At 66.7% G+C, this 16,200-nt stretch carries 18 protein-coding genes and 1 pseudogene; 6 read left to right on the forward strand and 13 right to left on the reverse strand.

Features of this window, described 5'->3' with window-relative positions; genetic code table 11:
* Positions 1–24: 24 nt before the first annotated feature.
* Positions 25–933: a LysR family transcriptional regulator gene (locus IB261_RS08970; protein WP_192382044.1), complete on the reverse strand. Its 909-nt coding sequence runs from the start codon at positions 931–933 to the stop codon at positions 25–27.
* 105 nt (positions 934–1,038) lie between these two features.
* Between IB261_RS08970 and IB261_RS08975 the strand changes: the two genes are divergently transcribed.
* A complete protein-coding gene (locus IB261_RS08975; RefSeq protein ID WP_192382046.1) occupies positions 1,039–2,271 on the forward strand; it encodes an SGNH/GDSL hydrolase family protein in 1,233 nt (410 codons plus the stop codon).
* 84 nt (positions 2,272–2,355) lie between these two features.
* Here the strand turns inward: IB261_RS08975 and IB261_RS08980 are convergent, their stop codons facing one another.
* The 4 genes and pseudogenes from IB261_RS08980 to IB261_RS08995 form a co-directional block, all read right to left on the reverse strand.
* A complete protein-coding gene (locus tag IB261_RS08980) occupies positions 2,356–3,471 on the reverse strand; it encodes a PilT/PilU family type 4a pilus ATPase (protein ID WP_081518047.1) in 1,116 nt (371 codons plus the stop codon).
* Between the two features lie 114 nt (positions 3,472–3,585).
* Positions 3,586–4,164: a methyl-accepting chemotaxis protein gene (locus IB261_RS08985; protein ID WP_435674020.1), complete on the reverse strand. Its 579-nt coding sequence runs from the start codon at positions 4,162–4,164 to the stop codon at positions 3,586–3,588.
* Between the two features lie 9 nt (positions 4,165–4,173).
* A pseudogene (locus tag IB261_RS08990) lies at positions 4,174–4,959 on the reverse strand (PAS domain-containing protein); the annotation flags it as partial.
* 79 nt (positions 4,960–5,038) lie between these two features.
* Entirely contained in the window at positions 5,039–6,808 is a 1,770-nt protein-coding gene (locus IB261_RS08995) for a hybrid sensor histidine kinase/response regulator (protein ID WP_192382048.1), read from the reverse strand.
* Positions 6,809–6,835: 27 nt separating this feature from the next.
* Between IB261_RS08995 and IB261_RS09000 the strand changes: the two genes are divergently transcribed.
* Both IB261_RS09000 and IB261_RS09005 read left to right on the forward strand, forming a co-directional pair.
* Complete coding sequence (locus IB261_RS09000; RefSeq protein ID WP_192382050.1) at positions 6,836–7,495, forward strand: response regulator; 660 nt, start codon at positions 6,836–6,838, stop codon at positions 7,493–7,495.
* 205 nt (positions 7,496–7,700) lie between these two features.
* A complete protein-coding gene (locus tag IB261_RS09005; RefSeq protein ID WP_081518050.1) occupies positions 7,701–8,333 on the forward strand; it encodes a LysE family translocator in 633 nt (210 codons plus the stop codon).
* A gap of 70 nt (positions 8,334–8,403) precedes the next feature.
* Here the strand turns inward: IB261_RS09005 and IB261_RS09010 are convergent, their stop codons facing one another.
* Both IB261_RS09010 and mdaB read right to left on the reverse strand, forming a co-directional pair.
* Positions 8,404–8,685: a peptidylprolyl isomerase gene (locus IB261_RS09010; protein ID WP_017516439.1), complete on the reverse strand. Its 282-nt coding sequence runs from the start codon at positions 8,683–8,685 to the stop codon at positions 8,404–8,406.
* A 172-nt stretch (positions 8,686–8,857) separates the two neighbouring features.
* Positions 8,858–9,448 carry an NADPH:quinone oxidoreductase MdaB gene (mdaB, locus tag IB261_RS09015; protein ID WP_192210195.1) on the reverse strand — a complete coding sequence of 197 codons (591 nt, stop codon included), beginning with the start codon at positions 9,446–9,448 and terminating at the stop codon, positions 8,858–8,860.
* A gap of 164 nt (positions 9,449–9,612) precedes the next feature.
* Between mdaB and IB261_RS09020 the strand changes: the two genes are divergently transcribed.
* Positions 9,613–9,906, forward strand: coding sequence for a putative quinol monooxygenase (locus tag IB261_RS09020; protein WP_192382052.1), 294 nt, complete (start codon positions 9,613–9,615; stop codon positions 9,904–9,906).
* A gap of 7 nt (positions 9,907–9,913) precedes the next feature.
* Here the strand turns inward: IB261_RS09020 and IB261_RS09025 are convergent, their stop codons facing one another.
* Positions 9,914–11,353: a sensor domain-containing diguanylate cyclase gene (locus IB261_RS09025; RefSeq protein WP_318653048.1), complete on the reverse strand. Its 1,440-nt coding sequence runs from the start codon at positions 11,351–11,353 to the stop codon at positions 9,914–9,916.
* A gap of 244 nt (positions 11,354–11,597) precedes the next feature.
* Between IB261_RS09025 and IB261_RS09030 the strand changes: the two genes are divergently transcribed.
* Complete coding sequence (locus IB261_RS09030; protein ID WP_081518053.1) at positions 11,598–12,446, forward strand: CAP domain-containing protein; 849 nt, start codon at positions 11,598–11,600, stop codon at positions 12,444–12,446.
* Positions 12,447–12,450: 4 nt separating this feature from the next.
* Here the strand turns inward: IB261_RS09030 and IB261_RS09035 are convergent, their stop codons facing one another.
* The 4 genes from IB261_RS09035 to IB261_RS09050 all read right to left on the reverse strand — a co-directional run bounded on the left by IB261_RS09035 (position 12,451) and on the right by IB261_RS09050 (position 15,419).
* Positions 12,451–12,972, reverse strand: coding sequence for a hypothetical protein (locus tag IB261_RS09035; RefSeq protein ID WP_192382054.1), 522 nt, complete (start codon positions 12,970–12,972; stop codon positions 12,451–12,453).
* A 183-nt stretch (positions 12,973–13,155) separates the two neighbouring features.
* The gene (locus IB261_RS09040) at positions 13,156–13,992 is read right to left on the reverse strand and encodes a bifunctional allantoicase/(S)-ureidoglycine aminohydrolase (RefSeq protein ID WP_151186420.1); all 837 of its coding nucleotides are present in this window, start codon (positions 13,990–13,992) and stop codon (positions 13,156–13,158) included.
* A gap of 187 nt (positions 13,993–14,179) precedes the next feature.
* Complete coding sequence (locus IB261_RS09045) at positions 14,180–15,064, reverse strand: LysR family transcriptional regulator (RefSeq protein ID WP_151186421.1); 885 nt, start codon at positions 15,062–15,064, stop codon at positions 14,180–14,182.
* An 82-nt stretch (positions 15,065–15,146) separates the two neighbouring features.
* Positions 15,147–15,419, reverse strand: coding sequence for a hypothetical protein (locus tag IB261_RS09050; RefSeq protein WP_081518057.1), 273 nt, complete (start codon positions 15,417–15,419; stop codon positions 15,147–15,149).
* A 157-nt stretch (positions 15,420–15,576) separates the two neighbouring features.
* On the opposite strand from IB261_RS09050, the gene IB261_RS09055 reads away from it, so the two are divergent.
* Entirely contained in the window at positions 15,577–15,900 is a 324-nt protein-coding gene (locus tag IB261_RS09055) for a hypothetical protein (RefSeq protein ID WP_081518058.1), read from the forward strand.
* A gap of 55 nt (positions 15,901–15,955) precedes the next feature.
* Here IB261_RS09055 and IB261_RS09060 read toward each other — a convergent pair whose 3' ends face one another.
* On the reverse strand, positions 15,956–16,177 hold the full coding sequence (locus tag IB261_RS09060) for a DUF1654 domain-containing protein (RefSeq protein ID WP_024763117.1): 222 nt from the start codon (positions 16,175–16,177) through the stop codon (positions 15,956–15,958).
* Positions 16,178–16,200: the final 23 nt, after the last annotated feature.

Below are 16,200 nucleotides of genomic sequence, written 5' to 3' on the forward strand. Positions count from 1 at the left end.
GGCGAAAAGCATAGCCGCTGCCCGTCAGAGAGCTTCGAAACCAGGCAGGCGCGGCAGGCGCTCGATGAGGAAATCGATCAGCGCACGGGTCCGGGCCGGCAGAAAAAGCCGCGAAGGATACAGCAGACTGGCCTCCTGGGTAGGCCCGCGCCACCCCGGAAGGAGGCGTTGCAGGCTGCCGTCGGCCAGCAGGTCGGCCACCAGCCAGGCCGGCGTCAGGCCGAAGCCGGCGCCCAGGCAGTAGCTCTCGCGGATCGCCAGGGAGCTGTTCACCGTGTAGCGGCTGCGTGTGGCGAGGTTCAGCTCGCGCCCGTCGGCGTGGCGCAGCAGCAGGTTCTGCCCGGCGTCGAGCCAGGCGAAGCGCAGGTAGTCGGCCAGCGGCAGGTCGTCGGGAGCCTGCAGTCCGGGCTGCCGCGCAAGCCATGCCGGGGCGGCCACCAGATAACGCGGCGAGCGCGCCAGCGGGCGGGCGATCAGTTGGTCCGGCAGTTCGCCGCCCAGGCGCAGGGCGAGGTCGATGCCTTCTTCGGCGAGGTCGACGAAGCGGTCGTTGAGCAGCAATTCCACCTCGACCTCCGGGTGCAACTGCATGAACTCCAGCAGCAGTGCATTTAGGCGCAGCACGCCCAGGCTCACCGGTGCGCTGACCCGCAGGCGGCCGCGCACCTGCTCGGTCTCGCCACGGGCCTCGCGGACGCCTTCGGCGTAGCTTTCCAGCGTCTGCCGGGCATGCTCGTAGAAGCGCCGGCCCTGTTCGGTGGGCTGCACGCGGGTGGTGCTGCGGATCAGCAGTTGCGCGCCGACCTGCCGCTCCAACGCAGCCATGGTCTTGCTCACCGTCGGCTGGCTGCTGCCGGACTCGCGGGCCACAGCGGATAGGCTGCCCAGCTCCACGGCGCGGACGAAACAGTGCAACGCCTTGAGAGTATCCATGTCTTATTCGTTTATCGAATGACGGGTCTGCAAATATGCCGTCTACCGCCGTGATTGGGAATGGCCGAGCCTGTGGTCATCCCATCACCGATCTCGAGGAATGCCATGAAACGACTGCTGCTCGCCGCCCTGATCACCCTGGCCCTGCCGCTGGCGCAGGCCGAAGAAGGACACTGGCAGGCGACCTGGAGCGCCAGCCCGCAACGCACCTGGGGCAAGGAAGTACCGCTGCCGCTGGGTGTGCCCTCGGTGATCGGCAACCACACACTGCGGCAGAGCGTGAAGCTCAGCCTGGGTGGCCAGCGCGTGCGCATCGCGCTGTCCAACGCCTATGGCAGCCAGCCGGTGGCCATCGGTGGTGTCGCGGTCGCACGCGCCGCGCCCGCCGGCCAGCTCGATGGCCCGAGCCGCCGCCTCACCTTCGCCGGTCAGCCCACGGCGTACATCGCACCGGGCGCCGAGCTGCTGAGTGATCCGCTGGACCTCGCCGTTCCGGCGCTGGGCGAACTGGCCGTGTCGATCTATCTGCCGCAGACCACCGCCATCGAAAGCTTCCACTGGGACGGCAAGCAGCGCGTCTACGGTGGTCCGGGCGAACAGCTCGACGCCGTGCGCCTGCCGGCGGACGGCAAGATGGAAGCGCGACTGTTCCTCGCCGACGTGCTGGTGGAAAGCTCCGCAGCGCGCCCGGTGGTAGCGGTGCTCGGCGACTCGATCACCGATGGCCGTGGTGCCAGCCTGGATGGCAATCAGCGCTGGCCGGACGTGCTGGCGCAGCGGCTGGCGTCGCGTGACGTGGGTGTGATCAATGCCGGCATCTCCGGCGCGCGCCTGCTCTCCGACGGCATGGGGCAGAGCGCCCTGGTGCGCTTCCAGCGCGACGTGCTGGGCAAGCCGGGTGTGAAGGCGGCCATCGTGGCGCTGGGGATCAATGACATCTCCTGGCCCGGCAGTACCTTCGCGCCGAACAACCCGCTGGTGCAGTACGAGGACCTGGTCGCCGGTTACCGCCAGCTGATCGCCCAGGCCCATGTGCGTGGTGTGCGTCTCATCGGCGCGACCCTTCTGCCGTTCGAGCGTGCGCTCAGCGGGTCGCCCATCGAGAACTATCACGCCGCCAACAAGGAAGCGCTGCGCCAGCGGGTTAACCAGTGGATTCGCGAGAGCGGCGAGTTCGATGCGGTGGTGGACCTGGATGCGCACCTGCGCGATCCCGCCCATCCGCTGCGCCTGCTGCCGGCCTATGACAGCGGCGACCACCTGCACCCCAACGATGCGGGGAACCGGGCGATGGCCCAGAGCGTGGATATCGATGCGTTGCTCAAGGGCATCCTGTAGGAGCGCCCTGCAGGCGCTGATCGCGGGCATGGCCCGCTCCTGCAAGTTCCACGCACCACACCTGTAGGAGCGAGCCGGGTCAACTCAACTGCCGAACACCGGCCCGACGCTGTCGTCGTCCATGCCGCGCTCCAGCTTGATCTTCAGCGCCAGGTCGGTGCGCGAGTCGGCGAACTTCAGTGCATCGCTCACGCTCACGCGGCCTTCCTCGAGCAATTTGTAGAGGCTCTGGTCGAAGCTCTGCATGCCGCTTTCCAGCGCGCGCTCCACCGCGCCCTTGAGCTCGGGGAGTTCATCGCGCTGAATGATGCCGCGGATGTGCGGCGTTCCCAGCACCAGTTCCACCGCCACGGCGCGCCGCTGGTGAGTGCCGGGCACCAGGCGCTGGCCGACCAGCGCGAGGATGTTCTGCGACAGGTCGGCCAGCACCTGCGGGCGCGCCTCGTCGGGGAAGAAGCGGGTGATACGCTCGATGGCGTGGCGGCAGCTGGTGCCGTGCAGGGTGGCGACGCACAGGTGGCCGGTCTCGGCGTAGTGCAGGGCGTGCTGCATGGTGGCGGCGTCGCGGATCTCGCCGAGCATGATCACGTCCGGTGCCTCACGCAGCACGTTGCGCAGGGCGTCCTCGTAGCTGTGGGTGTCCAGGCCCACCTCGCGCTGGTCGATGATCGACTTCTTGTGCGTGTGGAGGAACTCGATGGGGTCCTCGATGCAGACGATGTGCCCGGAACGGTGGCGGTTGCGGAAGTCCAGCATGCTCGCCAGGGTCGTCGACTTGCCCGCGCCGGCCGCGCCGATCACCAGGATCAGCCCGCGATCCTGCATGGCCAGCTTGTCGAGGATCGACGGCAGGCCGAGGGAGGTGACGTCGGGGATCACCTGCTTGATCAGGCGTACCACCATGGCCACTTCGCCACGCTGGTAGTAGATGTTCGCGCGGAAGCGCCCGACGTCCGGCACGCTCAGCGCCAGGTTCATCTCCAGGTCGCGCTCGAAATCCTGGGCCTGCGCCGGCGACATCAGTTGCCAGGCCAGGGTCTTCACTTCGCCGTTCTGCAGTACGCGGTCATCCGCCGGCTGGCTGTGGCCTTCGGCCTTCAGGTGCGGCGGCGCGCCGACACTGAAGAACATGTCCGAGCCGCCACGCTCGGGCAGCAGGCGCAGGTACTGGATGACGTCGGGGAGGGGAGTGTCGCTCATGGGATCGTCCTTCGATGGCGAGGGTGCGCATCTGCATTGAGCCTAGCTGCAATGCCGGACGGGAGCCTAGGGGAGGCTGCGACACGCCGTGTTGACGTGCCGCAGGGAAGCACCTCAGGTCGACAGCTGGTTGGCGAACTGGCCGACGGCGTTGACCACGCGCTGGGCGCTGTCCTGGATCTCGATGATCACCGTACCGGCCTGCCCGGACAGCTCCAGGCCCAGCTCGGCCTGCTGCTTGCCGCGGTCGATCATGGCCACGGCCTGACCCGCCAGGTGCTGGTTCTGCTCCACCACGCGGGTGATTTCCTCGGTGGCAGCGCTGGTGCGCGAGGCGAGCTGGCGCACCTCGTCGGCGACCACCGCGAAGCCGCGTCCCTGGTCGCCCGCGCGGGCGGCTTCGATGGCGGCGTTGAGGGCCAGCAGGTTGGTCTGGTCGGCGATGCTGCGGATGCTCTGCACCAGCGCGCCGATGGCCTGGGACTGGCGGTCCAGTGCCTCGATGCCCTGGGCGGCCTCCTGCATGCGATCCGCCAGCTCGCGCATCACATCTACGGTCTGCTGCACCACGGCCGCACCCTTGGTGGCGCTGTCGTCGGTCGTCTGCGAGGTGTCGAAGGCAATGGTCGCCGCCTGCGCGACGGCGTTCTCGCGGTGCACCTGTTCGGTGATCACGGTGGCGAACTTCACCACTTTGTAGAGGCGGTCGTGGGCGTCGATGATCGGGTTGTACGAGGCCTCCAGCCAGACCTCGTGGCCGCGGCTGTCGAGGCGCTTGAAGCGGCCGGTGACGAATTCGCCACGGCGCAGCTTGGCCCAGAAGGCGTCGTAGTTCGACGAGTTGTATTCGGCCGGCTCGCAGAACATCCGGTGATGCTTGCCCTGGATCTGCGTCAGGCTGTAGCCCATGGCGTTGAGGAAGCGGTCGTTGGCGGCGAGCACTTCGCCCTGCAGGTTGAATTCGATCACCGCGGTGGAACGTTGCAGCGCCTCGATCAGGTTCTCGTGCTCGCGGGAGTTCTCGATGGTGCGGGTCAGGTCGCTGGCGTAGATCGAAAAGCGCTGAATCTTCCCGGCGCTGTCGTGCACCGGCTGCAGGATCGAGCGCAGCCAGGCTTCCTCGCCGTCGCCACGCAGCAGGCGAATGACTCCGGCCAGGTGCTCGCCGCGTTCGATGGCGTGCTTCACCTTCAGGTGGAAGTCCAGCCCGCGTACATGGTCGGGAATCAGGTCGAGCAGCGGGCGGCCCTTGAGCTGTTCGCCGCGGTGGAGCATTTCCTTCTCGAAGTTGGCATTCACCGACTCGATGCGCCCTCGGGGGTCGAGGAACAGCACGAGCATTTCCTCGTCGAGGCTGGCGCGGATCTCTTCGATGGAAGCGAGTTCTTCACGCAGGGTGGCGATTTCCTGCTTCAGACGCGAGTTGAACATGCGAGGGCTTTCTCTAGTGGTGAGGCACGAAGGCTGCTGCCGATTCGTTTCACCCATTGCATCGGCCGATCCAGCCGCGACTTTAGCCCCGGATGAATCGGCGTAGCCCCCATGCCACAAGGCCTGGCGCCAGTTTTCAGGCGGTGCTGGTCACATCCTGACTGCTGGCGATGGCGGCGCGCAGCTGGTCGGTGTCCAGCGGCTTGTGCAACAGCTGGCTGCCGCTGGCGGCGGCCTCGCGCAGGCGCTCGGGGGAGGTGTCGCCGGTGATGATCAGCGCCGGCACCTCTTCCAATTGCCCGCGCGACAGGTAGCTGCGGATACGGCGGACGGCGTCGGCGCCGGTCTGGCCCTCACCCAGGCGGTAGTCGCTGAGGATCAGGTCCACCGGCGCGCGGCCAGTGTGGCTGGCCTCGATATGCCGCTGGCAGGCGAGCAGGGCGCTGGTGCCGGGATAGACGCGATGGCCCCAGACCTCCAGCAGGCTGCACAGCGCGTGCAGCACGTCGACTTCGTCCTCCACCACCATGATGCCCAGGCCGGGCCCGCGGGCGGCCGTCGGCAGTGGCAGGGGCGGAGCCTGCAACGGCGCTTCGGCCACTGGCACGCGCAGGCTGAAGCAGGTGCCCCGGCCGGCCTCGGAGGTCAGCGCCAGCGGATGCCCGAGCAGCCGCGCGGTGTGGCGCACGATGGCCAGGCCCAGGCCGAGCCCCTGCTTGCGGTCGCGCTCGGCGTTATGCAGCTGGACGAACTCGTCGAAGATCACCTCCTGCTGGCTGGCATGGATGCCGACGCCGGTGTCGATCACCTGGATCTCCAGCTCGTCGCCGCGCCGCCGGCAGCCCAGCAGCACACTGCCCTTGGGCGTATAGCGGAAGGCGTTGCTCAGCAGGTTGTCGAGGATGCGCTTGAGCAGCAGCGGGTCGCTATCCACCCACAGCCGGCTGTCCTGCACCCGCCAGCGCAGATTGTGCTCGCAGGCGGTGCCGGCGAATGCCTCGCGAAGGTCGGCGAACAGCTTGTGCAGCGAGATCGGCTCGCGCGCCACCGGCACCACGCCGGCGTCCAGGCGCGAGATATCCAGCAGGCCGTTGAGCAGGTCGCTCAGGTTGCCGAGCATGGCGCGCAGGCGCGAGGCGATATCGCGCGCCTGGCGGGCATCGACGGGGCCGCGCTCGGCGAGGGCGGAGAGCGCTCCGACGAACAGCCCGAGGGCGTGGATCGGCTGGCGCAGGTCGTGGCTGGCGGCGGCGAGGAAGCGCGTCTTGGCCTGGTCGGCAGCGCGGGCGCGGTCGCGCTGCTCGCGCAGATCGTGCACCAGCTCGGAGTTTTCCTGACGCAGGCGGATGGTCTCGCACAGGCTGCGGTAGGTCACCCGGCTGTAGTACAGGTTGACCGCGGCCAGGCAGACGATGAAGAAGCTGTAGGTGGTGTGCTGTTCATCGGCAATGCTCAGGCAGCGTACCAGCATGGGCAGCAGCATGGCGGTGAGCGAGCCGATGTAGGCCGGCGGAAAGGCCGACAGCGAGGGCACCGCGCCGCACACCAGGCCCGTGAGCACGATGCAGGTGAAGGCGAAGAGCTGCGGATCGCCATGGGCGAAGCCGGCCCAGCCCAGCCATCCCCAGAGCAGGCTGCTGGCCCAGGACAGCAGCGTATTGCTCCACAACCATTTTTCTTCCCGCGTGCGCGCCGGGGCTTGCCGGAAGTACGTGCGTGCCAGGACAATCCGCCCCAGCGTGAGCGCGTAGAGCGCGACCAACCAGAAGACCATCGTCGTCGGCGACAGGGCGTTGCGGAAGATGTACAGCACCGGCAGGGGTATCACCAGGTTGGCAAAGAGCACGGCGTAGGACTGGCGGAACAACAGATCGACCAGATCGCGCTGCTGCAGGCTGTTGTGCATATCCGGAATGCCTCAGGGAGACGAAAGATGGACGGGAAGCGCGAATTGCGGGTGGTCATCGCCGATGACCACGGCATCGTAAGGGACGGCTTGCACCTGCTGCTGTCGACCCAGGACGGCATCCAGGTGGTGGGCGAGGCGGGGGACGGCATGCGCCTGCACGCCCTGCTGGAAGAACAGGGCGCGGACCTGCTCCTGCTCGACCTGAACATGCCCGGCCTCAACCGGCTGCAGTTCATCCACGAACTGCGCCAGCGTCACCCCCGGCTGAAGATACTGGTGCTCACCGCCAACACGGAGACGGCCACGGTGCGCTCGGTGCTCGACGCCGGCGTACACGGCTACCTGAGCAAGAACGATGATACCGGCGAGCTGCTCGAAGCCATCGATGCCCTGCGCGGCGGCCGGCACTTCCTGGCGCACAGCCTGCGCGTCCTGCTGGACAGCCCGAACGCGCGCGCCCCGGTTGATTCCAGCCTGCTGTCGGCCGTGGAACTGACCAGGCGCGAGCGACAGATTCTCATCCTCGCCGCCCAGGGGCACAGCGCGCGGGAAATCGCCGAGCACTTCAGCATCAGCCCGCTGACCGTGCGCAAGCACCGCGAAAACCTCATGCGCAAGCTCGACTTGCACAGCCCTGCGGAGCTGGCTGCCTTCGCTGTGCGCCTGGGCCTGCCCAGCGCCTGAGTCGAACCTGTGCCTTGCCTGCGTGCGCATGCGGCGCGTCCCGTGGGTGAATCTTCTGGCAGAGACTAGCGTCCCACACGCCGGGAAAAAATACGGCAACTGCCGTATGTGCCCGGCCGCCCGCGCTGCTTAACCTTTCCCGTCACGGACCAGACGCCGCCTCGATGAGCGCCGGCCGACACCCGATCAAGGGAAGGATCACACCATGACACTGCCTGCCTACTGGGCCTCGTTCGCCGTGGCGACGCTGGCCTTCGCCTGCATGCCGGGCCCGGCCATCCTCTACATGACTTCGCAGACCCTCGCCCACGGCCGCCGCGCCGGCCTGCACGCCGCGCTGGGCATTCACCTGGGTTGCTACGCACACATCCTCGCCGCCAGCGCCGGCCTCGCCGCACTGCTGCACCACGCGCCGAACCTGTACCTCACGCTGAAGCTGGCCGGCGCGGCCTACTTGATCTGGCTTGGCGGCACGATGATCTTCGGCGGGCGCCGCCTGCTCGGGAACGAGCAGGGCGCAGGTGAGGCACGGCCGAAGGTGCTGCGCGACAGCATCATCGTCGAGGTGCTCAACCCCAAGACGGCGCTCTTCTTCCTGACCTTCCTGCCGCAGTTCGTCGACCCGACCGCGAGCCTGCCGGTGGGCCTGCAGTTCTTCATCCTCGGGATGATCGTCAACCTGGTGTTTTCCACCGCCGACGTGCTCGCCGTGCTGTTCGCCTCGCTGTTGCTGGGCGCACTGGGCAAGGGACGCGGACAGCGGCTGATGCCGCGGGTGTGCGGTTCGATTCTGGTAGGGCTGGGCGTGATGCTGGTGGCGCGGGGCGGGCCGGTGTGACGCGGGGATCTGGAGCGCAAAGCAGAGCAGGCGCCGCCCCCGGAAAAGGGCGCGGCGCGGGCGAAGTGGATCAGTCCTCGCGGCTGGTCACTTCCACCAGGTGGTAGCCGAACTGGGTCTTCACCGGACCCTGGACGACGTTCAGCGGGGCGCTGAACACGACCTGGTCGAACTCGCGAACCATCTGGCCCGGGCGGAAGGTGCCCAGGTCGCCGCCGCTGCGGCCGGACGGGCAGGTGGAGTTGTCGCGCGCCACCTGGGCGAAGTCGGCGCCGCCTTCGATGGCGGTTTTAAGTTCATTGCATTTGGCTTCGCTGGAAACCAGGATGTGACGGGCGGATGCACGGGCCATGGGATAACTCCTGAACAGGCAGTAGGAAAGGGCGAAGCCTAGCCGATTCCAGGCTCGAACCCAATGCTGTTGGCCAAGCGGTACGGCGTTCCCCTGCAGGAGCAGGCAATGCCCGCGATCGCGCGGGTGGCGCGCTCCTACAGGTTAAGGCCGGCGCCCGGGCTTCGGGATATCAGGCCTTGCCGCCCAGCACTTCGCTCAGGTGCTGCTGATAACGCACCACATCATTCTCGATGTTCGGGCGCTTCATCACGTCCACGCAGAGGAAGGTCGGCAGCGGGCTCATGCCCAGGAACTGGTTGGCCTTGTGGAAGGGGAAGTACACCGCGTCCACGCCCTTGCCCTCGAAGAAATCGGTCGGGTCGTCGAAGGCCTGCTGCGGTGCGTTCCAGGTGGCCGAGATCATGTACTGCTTGCCCTGCAGCAGGCCGCCGCTGCCGTACTTCTGCGAAGCGTCGGAGCGGGTACGGCCGTCGTTGGCGTAGAGGCTGCCGTGGCCGGCGGTGAACACCTCGTCGAGGTACTGCTTGACGGTCCAGGGCGCGCCCATCCACCAGCCGGGCATCTGGTACACGATGACGTCGGCCCAGAGCATCTTCTGCACTTCTTCCTGAATGTCGTAGCCGCCGTCGATGAAGGTTTCCTTCACGTCGAAACCGGCGTGGTCCAGATGCGCGATGGCGGCTTCATGCAGGGTCGCGTTGTAGCGGCCATCGGAGTGGGCGAACTGCTTGCCGCCATTGATCAGCAGGATCTTTTTCATGGTGTGGGCCCTGAGGTGAGAAATTGGATGGCGGCAGAATATCGAGCGCAGCGGGGCGGAAAAACCCGTTCTCGGACAAATGATCCGTGCGTGAGAATCAAGAATGAAGAGGATTGATTTGCGTCAGGATTAGGCAATCTTTTCGCCCCCCAGGAGCCAATCCGATGTACGCCTTCACCCTCCAGGCCCACACCCTTCCGGAAAAATCCCAGGCCTTCGAGGACCTGTTCCGTACCTACCTCATCCCCAGCCGCGCCGAGGAAGGCTGCATCCAGTACCACATGCTGCGCGACGCCAGAGACCCGACCCTGTTCACCTTCTTCGAGGTCTGGCAGAGCCGCGAGCACCTGGCCATCCACTCCTCGCTACCGCACATGCGCGAGTTCCACGAGCGGCGCATGGAATACCTGCGCCGCGATTTCGATATTCAGGAAGTCGAGGTCATGCAGCCGCGCTGACCGGCGCTCAGGCCACCACCTGGTTACGCCCGGCTTCCTTGGCCTTGTAGAGGTTGGCGTCCGCCGCATCGATCAGCGCCTGCAGGCTGTCCGCCGGTGTGTCCGAGGTGCTGACCACACCGATGCTGATAGTCACCACGCCGCGCTGGCTCTTTTCGTGGGGCAGCGCGGTTTCCTCCACGTCGCGGCGGATCGATTCGGCGACCTGGGCGGCGGCGGCGCTGTCGCAGCCGGGGAGGATCATCACGAACTCCTCGCCGCCGTAGCGCGCCGCGCCGTCTTCCTCGCGGCGGCAGCCCTTGCGCACCAGGTGCGCGACATTGATCAGCGCCAGGTCGCCGCGCGGGTGGCCGTAGTGGTCGTTGTAGGCCTTGAACTGGTCGATATCCATCATCAGCACCGCCAGGTGGCCATCCCCGGCACGGCGGCGCTGCCATTCGTGCTGCGCCTTCTCATCGAACCAGCGACGGTTGTGCAGGCCGGTCAGCGGGTCGGTGTCGGCCTGGATGCGCAGCTTGTTCTCCTTGGCATTGCGGCGCTTCAGGTGGCGGGTCAGGCGGTAGGCGAAATAGATGGTCGCGGCATTGATCGCCAGCAGCAGGCCCGCGGTGATCCAGGTGCGCCCGGTCCAGGTGTGGAAGATTTCCTCGCGGCACAACTCCACCGAGACCACCGCCGGGTAATCGCCGATGCGCCGGTAGCCGCGCCAGTGGGCGCTGGCGCCGCCGATGCTCTCGTCGATCGCTTCGGCGCGGCCGGACGCGACAAAGTCATGGAAGGTGCCGCTCTCGTCCTCGTGCATGGGGTGCTGCGGCGGCCATTGCGTCAGCGGTGTGCCGTCGAGCAGGCGAATGGCGACCCCGCCGCGTTGGCCCAGGTCGAGGCCGTGGACGAAGGCGTCCAGGTGATGCAGGTCCTTGATCGCCACGGCCACGCCCTGGAACTGACCGTCCTTGCCGACGATGGCGCGGCTGAGCGCGATGCTCGGCCCCGAGCCGGGATAGGACGGCAGGAACGGGTGGCTGAGGTAGAGATGCCCCGGGTTGGCGCGCTGCGCGGTGAAGTACTCGCGGGCCGACAGGTCGCGGCGGGTTTCGCCGGCATGGTTGAGGTCCACCAGCAACTGCCCCTTGGCGTTGGTCACCACCAGGGTGCCGGACTGCAGCGCGCCCGCCGCGTGCCCCTGTACCAGTTCCTGCAGCACCTGCTGGGTCATGGCCGGTGTGCTGGGGCCGGTGATGACATTGGCGAGGGTCTGCAACGTCTGCGCGTGGACGTCGAGGTCGCGGTGGAATTCACGCTCCACCAGCAGCAGGGTGTTGGTGCCGCTGGCGCGGGCGTACATCAGCGCGTCCTGCTTCATCTGCAGCATGTGCCAGCCGGCCAGCAGCGTGGCGAGCACGGCCAGGAGGAAGGTCAGGGCGAAGACATGCAGCGGTTTGAGCACGATGCCCACCTCCCGGGCGATTCAGGATTCATTCAGGTACCTGAATTGTCCGTGCTGGCGCGCGGCCTTCAATCGCAGTCCCGGACTCCCTTGTCCTATGTCAGGCGCGTCACGATTTCTTTTGCGGCGGGGTGGTGGCAAACGTTGCCGGTTTTTTCCGCAAAGGGAACCGGAACGTCCCGGCCGCAGCCAAACGCCGAGAAATCACGCATCATTGAGCCCTTTTCGACCATCGGAGCCATCCATGCCCAGCCAGTCGTTCCTTCCGCGTAGCCTGTTGTTGTCGCTCGGCCTGCTGGCCGCCGCCAATGCCGGCGCGGCCGACCAGGATCAACTGCTCGAAGCTATCAACGCCTACCGTGGCGACGTGCAGTCCTGCGGTGGCCAGGCCTCCCAGGTGCTGCCGCCACTGTCGCCGGACCCGCGCCTGGCGCTGCCCGCTTCTGCGGGGGAGTGGAAGGCCGCGCTGAACCAGGCCGGCTACCCGATGAGCAGCGTGCGCATGCTCAGCCTCACCGGCCCGCGCGACGTGACGGCGGCCATGAAGGCGCTGCAGGAAAGCTTCTGCCAGGTGCTGCTGGACCCGCAGTTCGTCGATGTCGGCATCGTCCGCGAGGGTGATGACTGGCGCGTGCTGCTCGGCCGCCCGCTGCTGCAGGGCAAGCTGGGCACCTGGGAAGCCGAAGGCCAGCAACTGTTGCAGGCGATCAACGCGGCACGCGGCAAGGGCCGCCAGTGCGGCGGCCAGGCATTCGGCCCGGCCGCTGCGCTGAGCTGGAACGCCACCCTGGGCGGCACCGCCGAAGCCCACAGCCGCGACATGGCCAACAACAACTATTTCGACCACAAGGGCCGCGACGGCAGCACGCCGGGCGACCGCGCGGAACTGGACGGCTACGCCGGCCAGCGCATCGGCGAGAACATCGCCGCCGGGCAGGGCAACGCGCAGAAGGTGGTGGACAGCTGGCTGGCCAGCCCCGGGCATTGCGCCAACCTGATGAACCCGCAGTACAGCGAACTGGGCGCGGCCTACGCGGCGGACCCGAAGAGCGACGCAGGCATCTACTGGACGGCCATGTTTGGCTCGCCCTGAGCCGTCATCGACCGCCGCTGACGGCGTCGGCCTCGCCGCCCTGGCGCTTCACCTTCGCCGCGAGGATGGCCGACTCGACCGCCGCCAGCGTGCCCGAGGCCGCGGGAAGTTCGAACACGCGGCTCTCGGCGAGGGTGGAGACGCGCTCGCCGCTGTCCAGGGTGAATTCCACGAACGCCAGGTGCTCCGACCAGGAGCGATAGCGCCGCACCATGAACAGGCTGTGGCGGCTGCGTACCGAGCTGATCTTCTCCAGGGCGATGTTCCGGTGGCTTTCCTGGCCGCAGAGCACCAGTTCGCCCTTGTCGATGAAGGCCGGTTCCGCCTTCGACACCCGCCGCCACTCCACGGCGAAGCGCCCGCCGAGCAGCAGCAGGCAGAGGGGCAGGGCGGAGAACAGGGGAACGACGCCGCTGAACATCTTGATCAGCGTGAAGGCGGCCATCGCCAGCAGGATCAGCAGCGTGGCGGCGCGGTAGAAATGGACGTTGTCGAACTCGGTCTGCGGCAAGAACCGGACTTCCATGTACCTGTTTCCTCGGCGACTGCAAAACATTTCCCAGCCAGACGTTTTAGCAGACCAGGCCATGCTTGCCACGCGAGACCGGTCACGCTGCGGGCTACGCGCAAAAGAAAAACCGGCGCCTGGGCGCCGGTCTTTCGGGTGTCGCTGCGGAAACCGGAGTCAGCTCCCGGCTGAGCCTGCCACTCAGTGCGGCTGGTTCAGGGTCAGGCGCATGTGACGGTTCACATCCTTGTACAGCAGGTAGCGGAAGCGACCGGGGCCACCGGAGTAGCAGGCCTGCGGGCAGAAGGCGCGCAGCCACATGAAGTCGCCGGCTTCCACTTCGACCCAGTCCTGGTTCAGGCGGTACACCGCCTTGCCTTCCAGCACGTACAGGCCGTGTTCCATCACGTGGGTCTCGGCGAACGGAATCACGCCGCCCGGCTCGAAGTTCACGATGTTCACGTGCATGTCATGGCGCATGTCGGCCATATCGACGAAGCGGGTGGTGCTCCAGCGGCCTTCGGTGTCCGGCATCACCTTCGGCTCGATGTCCTGCTCGTTGGTGACGAAGGCCTCGGGCAGCGGTACGCCGTCGACTTTCTGGTAGTGCTTGCGGATCCAGTGGAAGCGGGTGTGCTGGCCGCTGGTGTTGCGCACCTTGTAGTCGGCGCCCGGCGGAATGAACGCATAGCCGCCCGGCTGCATCTTGTGCACTTCACCCTGCAGGGTCAGGGTCAGCTCGCCTTCGACGATGAACAGCACCGCTTCGGCGTTGATGTCCTGCTCGGGCTTGTCGCTGCCGCCCTGGGGCGCCAGTTCGACGATGTACTGCGCGAAGGTCTCGGCGAAGCCCGACAGCGGGCGGGCGATGACCCACATGCGCATGTTGTCCCAGAAGGGCAGGTGGCTGGTGACGATGTCACGCATCACGCCCTTGGGGATCACGGCATAGGCTTCGGTGAACATGGCGCGGTCGGTGAGCAGCTCGGTCTGTGCCGGGTGCCCGCCGTGCGGCGCGTAATAAGTGGATTTGGCCATGGGGTAATTCCTCATTGTTGTCTTGCTGCCCGGCGCGTGCGGCGCCGTGGTGAGCAATTGGTGCAGAGCGGCGCGCTGTCGGTGCGCTGGCCGTCGCTGGAAACCACGATATCCAGCAGCGTGTTCATGCACAAATTAAATGTTGGAATCCGCTGTATTCAATTTATGAATGCGATGGTGGTGGAGCTCAGCCTTTCGTGTCCTGCGCCAGAACCCGCGATAGCACCCGCGCCAGCTCCTTCACCATCGGGTCCACCGCCGGCCGGTGGAGCATCGCCACTTCGAACACGTCCACCGAGGGTAGCCCGATATTCTTCGGCAGCACGGCGTGCTCCATCGTCACCGCGCGCTGCGGCAGCAGACCGATGCCCATGCCATCGGCGATGGCCGACTGGATGCCGGAGAGGCTCGAACTGGTGAAACTGATGTGCCAGCGCCGGCCAATGGATTCCAGCGCGGCGATCATCTCGTCGCGGTACACCCCGCGCGGCGGGAAGGTCACGATGGGCAGCGGGTCCAGCTCGATGCAGGCGTTCTTCGCGCTATCCACCCAGCGCGTCTTCTCCGGCCAGCAGGCCACCGCCTCGCGGGCGTTCTGCCGCTGCTTGAGCAGTACCAGGTCCAGCTCGCCACGGTCATAGCTGGCGGACAGATCACGGCTCAGCCCGCTGGTGACTTCCAGCTTCACCTGCGGATAGCGGCGGTTGAACGCGGCCAGTTGCTCGGTGGTGCGCCCGGTGGCGAAGTCGTCCGGCACGCCGATGCGCACTGTCAGCGCCACCGTGGCGCCGGACAGCGCCTCGAGCATCTCGTCATTCAACGCCAGCAGGCGCCGGGCATAGCCCAGCAGCGTGTCGCCGGCATCGGTGGGCAGCACATCGCGGTTGCCGCGCTCGAGCAGGCGATGCCCGGCCATTTCCTCGAGCCGACGGATCTTCTGGCTGACGGTGGACTGGGTCGAATGCAGGCGCGTAGCGGCCGTGGTGAAACTGCCGCAGTCGGCCACCGTGACGATGGCGCGGAGCAGGTCGAGGTCGAAGAGGCGGGTATTCGGTTTATCACTGTCGCTCATGGCAGTATCGGAAATCTGAATGCGATACCGCTTTCTAGCAGCTCAGCCCGAGCCCCGGCAAATCACCTGGCGCCGCCGACGCTCAGAAGTCGACTGTCTTCGCCCAGGGATCGCTGACGCTGCTACCGCGCCGGTCGCCCTTGCGGCGGTCGTCTTCGAAGCGGATGGTTTGTCGTCGGTCGGCGCTGCAACGGCGTTCGGTGTGGCGGGTGTCGATCTGGAACTTGGCCTTGGGCTTGGCCGGCATCGCCGCAACGGGCGCCGCGGCGGGTTCCATGGGAACCAGGCTGAGTTCGTCACTGTTCAGGTCATCGAAGTTGAAATCACTGAGGTCGAAATCGTCGTCGAGATTCATCACGCGTCGCTCCACTGCAATACCCTCAGAGGTGAGCGTAGAAGCGTAGTGGCGTTGCGCCGTATCAGCCGACGGACTGCACGTCAGACGTTTCCTTCAGCGCGATCTAGACTCCAGAAGCTGACCCTACCGGGGGAATCACACGGAGAGCGTCTTCATGAAACGTCTACCGCTGTCCCTGCCGGTGCTGGCTGCTGTCGCCGCGTTGTCCGGTTGCATGAGTAACGAAGAGTTCCTTGCCTCGAACCAGCAGGCCGCGATCAGTGCCACCGAATCACGGGCGAAGTTCGAGCTCAATTGCGAGTCGGTCACCAGCAGCGTGCTGTCGAGCAAGGTCACCCAGGTGCGCCGTGCCATGGAGCGCACCGAATACACCATCGGCGTGCGCGGCTGTAACAAGCAGGCGACCTACATCACCTACTGCCTCAACCCCACCACCTGCAACGCCATCGCCGATACGGCGCGGACCAGTTCGCCGTAAGTCACCTGGGATGGGGTGTTTGTGGTCCATCCAGATTCGCTTTCCTAGTCGCCGATCAATCCAGCCAGCTGTGCCAGGCCAGCCGGATCGCGCCGTCCTGCAGGGGCAGCAGGGTCAGGTTCGGGGCCTGGCGCAGGTCGGTGACCAGTTGGCTCCAGGCGGCGGAGTCGTCGCTGGGTTCGCGGCGCAGAGTGATGCCGAGGTTCTTCAGGGTGGTCGGGTCTGCCAGCAGGGCGTTCACGCGGGCGGACAGCTGGTTGTAGGTTGCGGCGTGCATGGGAGGCCTCCGGTTCGGGGTGG

It is taken from the genome of Pseudomonas sp. PDM20 (assembly GCF_014852575.3).
Taxonomy (GTDB): Bacteria; Pseudomonadota; Gammaproteobacteria; order Pseudomonadales; family Pseudomonadaceae; genus Pseudomonas.

Bases quoted from the DNA above. Each gene is read 5' to 3' on its own strand.
- IB261_RS08970 (WP_192382044.1), bottom strand. From the start codon at position 933: ATGGATACTCTCAAGGCGTTGCACTGTTTCGTCCGCGCCGTGGAGCTG.
- IB261_RS08975 (WP_192382046.1), top strand. From the start codon at position 1,039: ATGAAACGACTGCTGCTCGCCGCCCTGATCACCCTGGCCCTGCCGCTG.
- IB261_RS08980 (WP_081518047.1), bottom strand. From the start codon at position 3,471: ATGAGCGACACTCCCCTCCCCGACGTCATCCAGTACCTGCGCCTGCTG.
- IB261_RS08995 (WP_192382048.1), bottom strand. From the start codon at position 6,808: ATGCACAACAGCCTGCAGCAGCGCGATCTGGTCGATCTGTTGTTCCGC.
- IB261_RS09000 (WP_192382050.1), top strand. From the start codon at position 6,836: ATGGACGGGAAGCGCGAATTGCGGGTGGTCATCGCCGATGACCACGGC.
- IB261_RS09005 (WP_081518050.1), top strand. From the start codon at position 7,701: ATGACACTGCCTGCCTACTGGGCCTCGTTCGCCGTGGCGACGCTGGCC.
- IB261_RS09010 (WP_017516439.1), bottom strand. From the start codon at position 8,685: ATGGCCCGTGCATCCGCCCGTCACATCCTGGTTTCCAGCGAAGCCAAA.
- mdaB (WP_192210195.1), bottom strand. From the start codon at position 9,448: ATGAAAAAGATCCTGCTGATCAATGGCGGCAAGCAGTTCGCCCACTCC.
- IB261_RS09020 (WP_192382052.1), top strand. From the start codon at position 9,613: ATGTACGCCTTCACCCTCCAGGCCCACACCCTTCCGGAAAAATCCCAG.
- IB261_RS09030 (WP_081518053.1), top strand. From the start codon at position 11,598: ATGCCCAGCCAGTCGTTCCTTCCGCGTAGCCTGTTGTTGTCGCTCGGC.
- IB261_RS09035 (WP_192382054.1), bottom strand. From the start codon at position 12,972: ATGGAAGTCCGGTTCTTGCCGCAGACCGAGTTCGACAACGTCCATTTC.
- IB261_RS09040 (WP_151186420.1), bottom strand. From the start codon at position 13,992: ATGGCCAAATCCACTTATTACGCGCCGCACGGCGGGCACCCGGCACAG.
- IB261_RS09045 (WP_151186421.1), bottom strand. From the start codon at position 15,064: ATGAGCGACAGTGATAAACCGAATACCCGCCTCTTCGACCTCGACCTG.
- IB261_RS09050 (WP_081518057.1), bottom strand. From the start codon at position 15,419: ATGAATCTCGACGACGATTTCGACCTCAGTGATTTCAACTTCGATGAC.
- IB261_RS09055 (WP_081518058.1), top strand. From the start codon at position 15,577: ATGAAACGTCTACCGCTGTCCCTGCCGGTGCTGGCTGCTGTCGCCGCG.
- IB261_RS09060 (WP_024763117.1), bottom strand. From the start codon at position 16,177: ATGCACGCCGCAACCTACAACCAGCTGTCCGCCCGCGTGAACGCCCTG.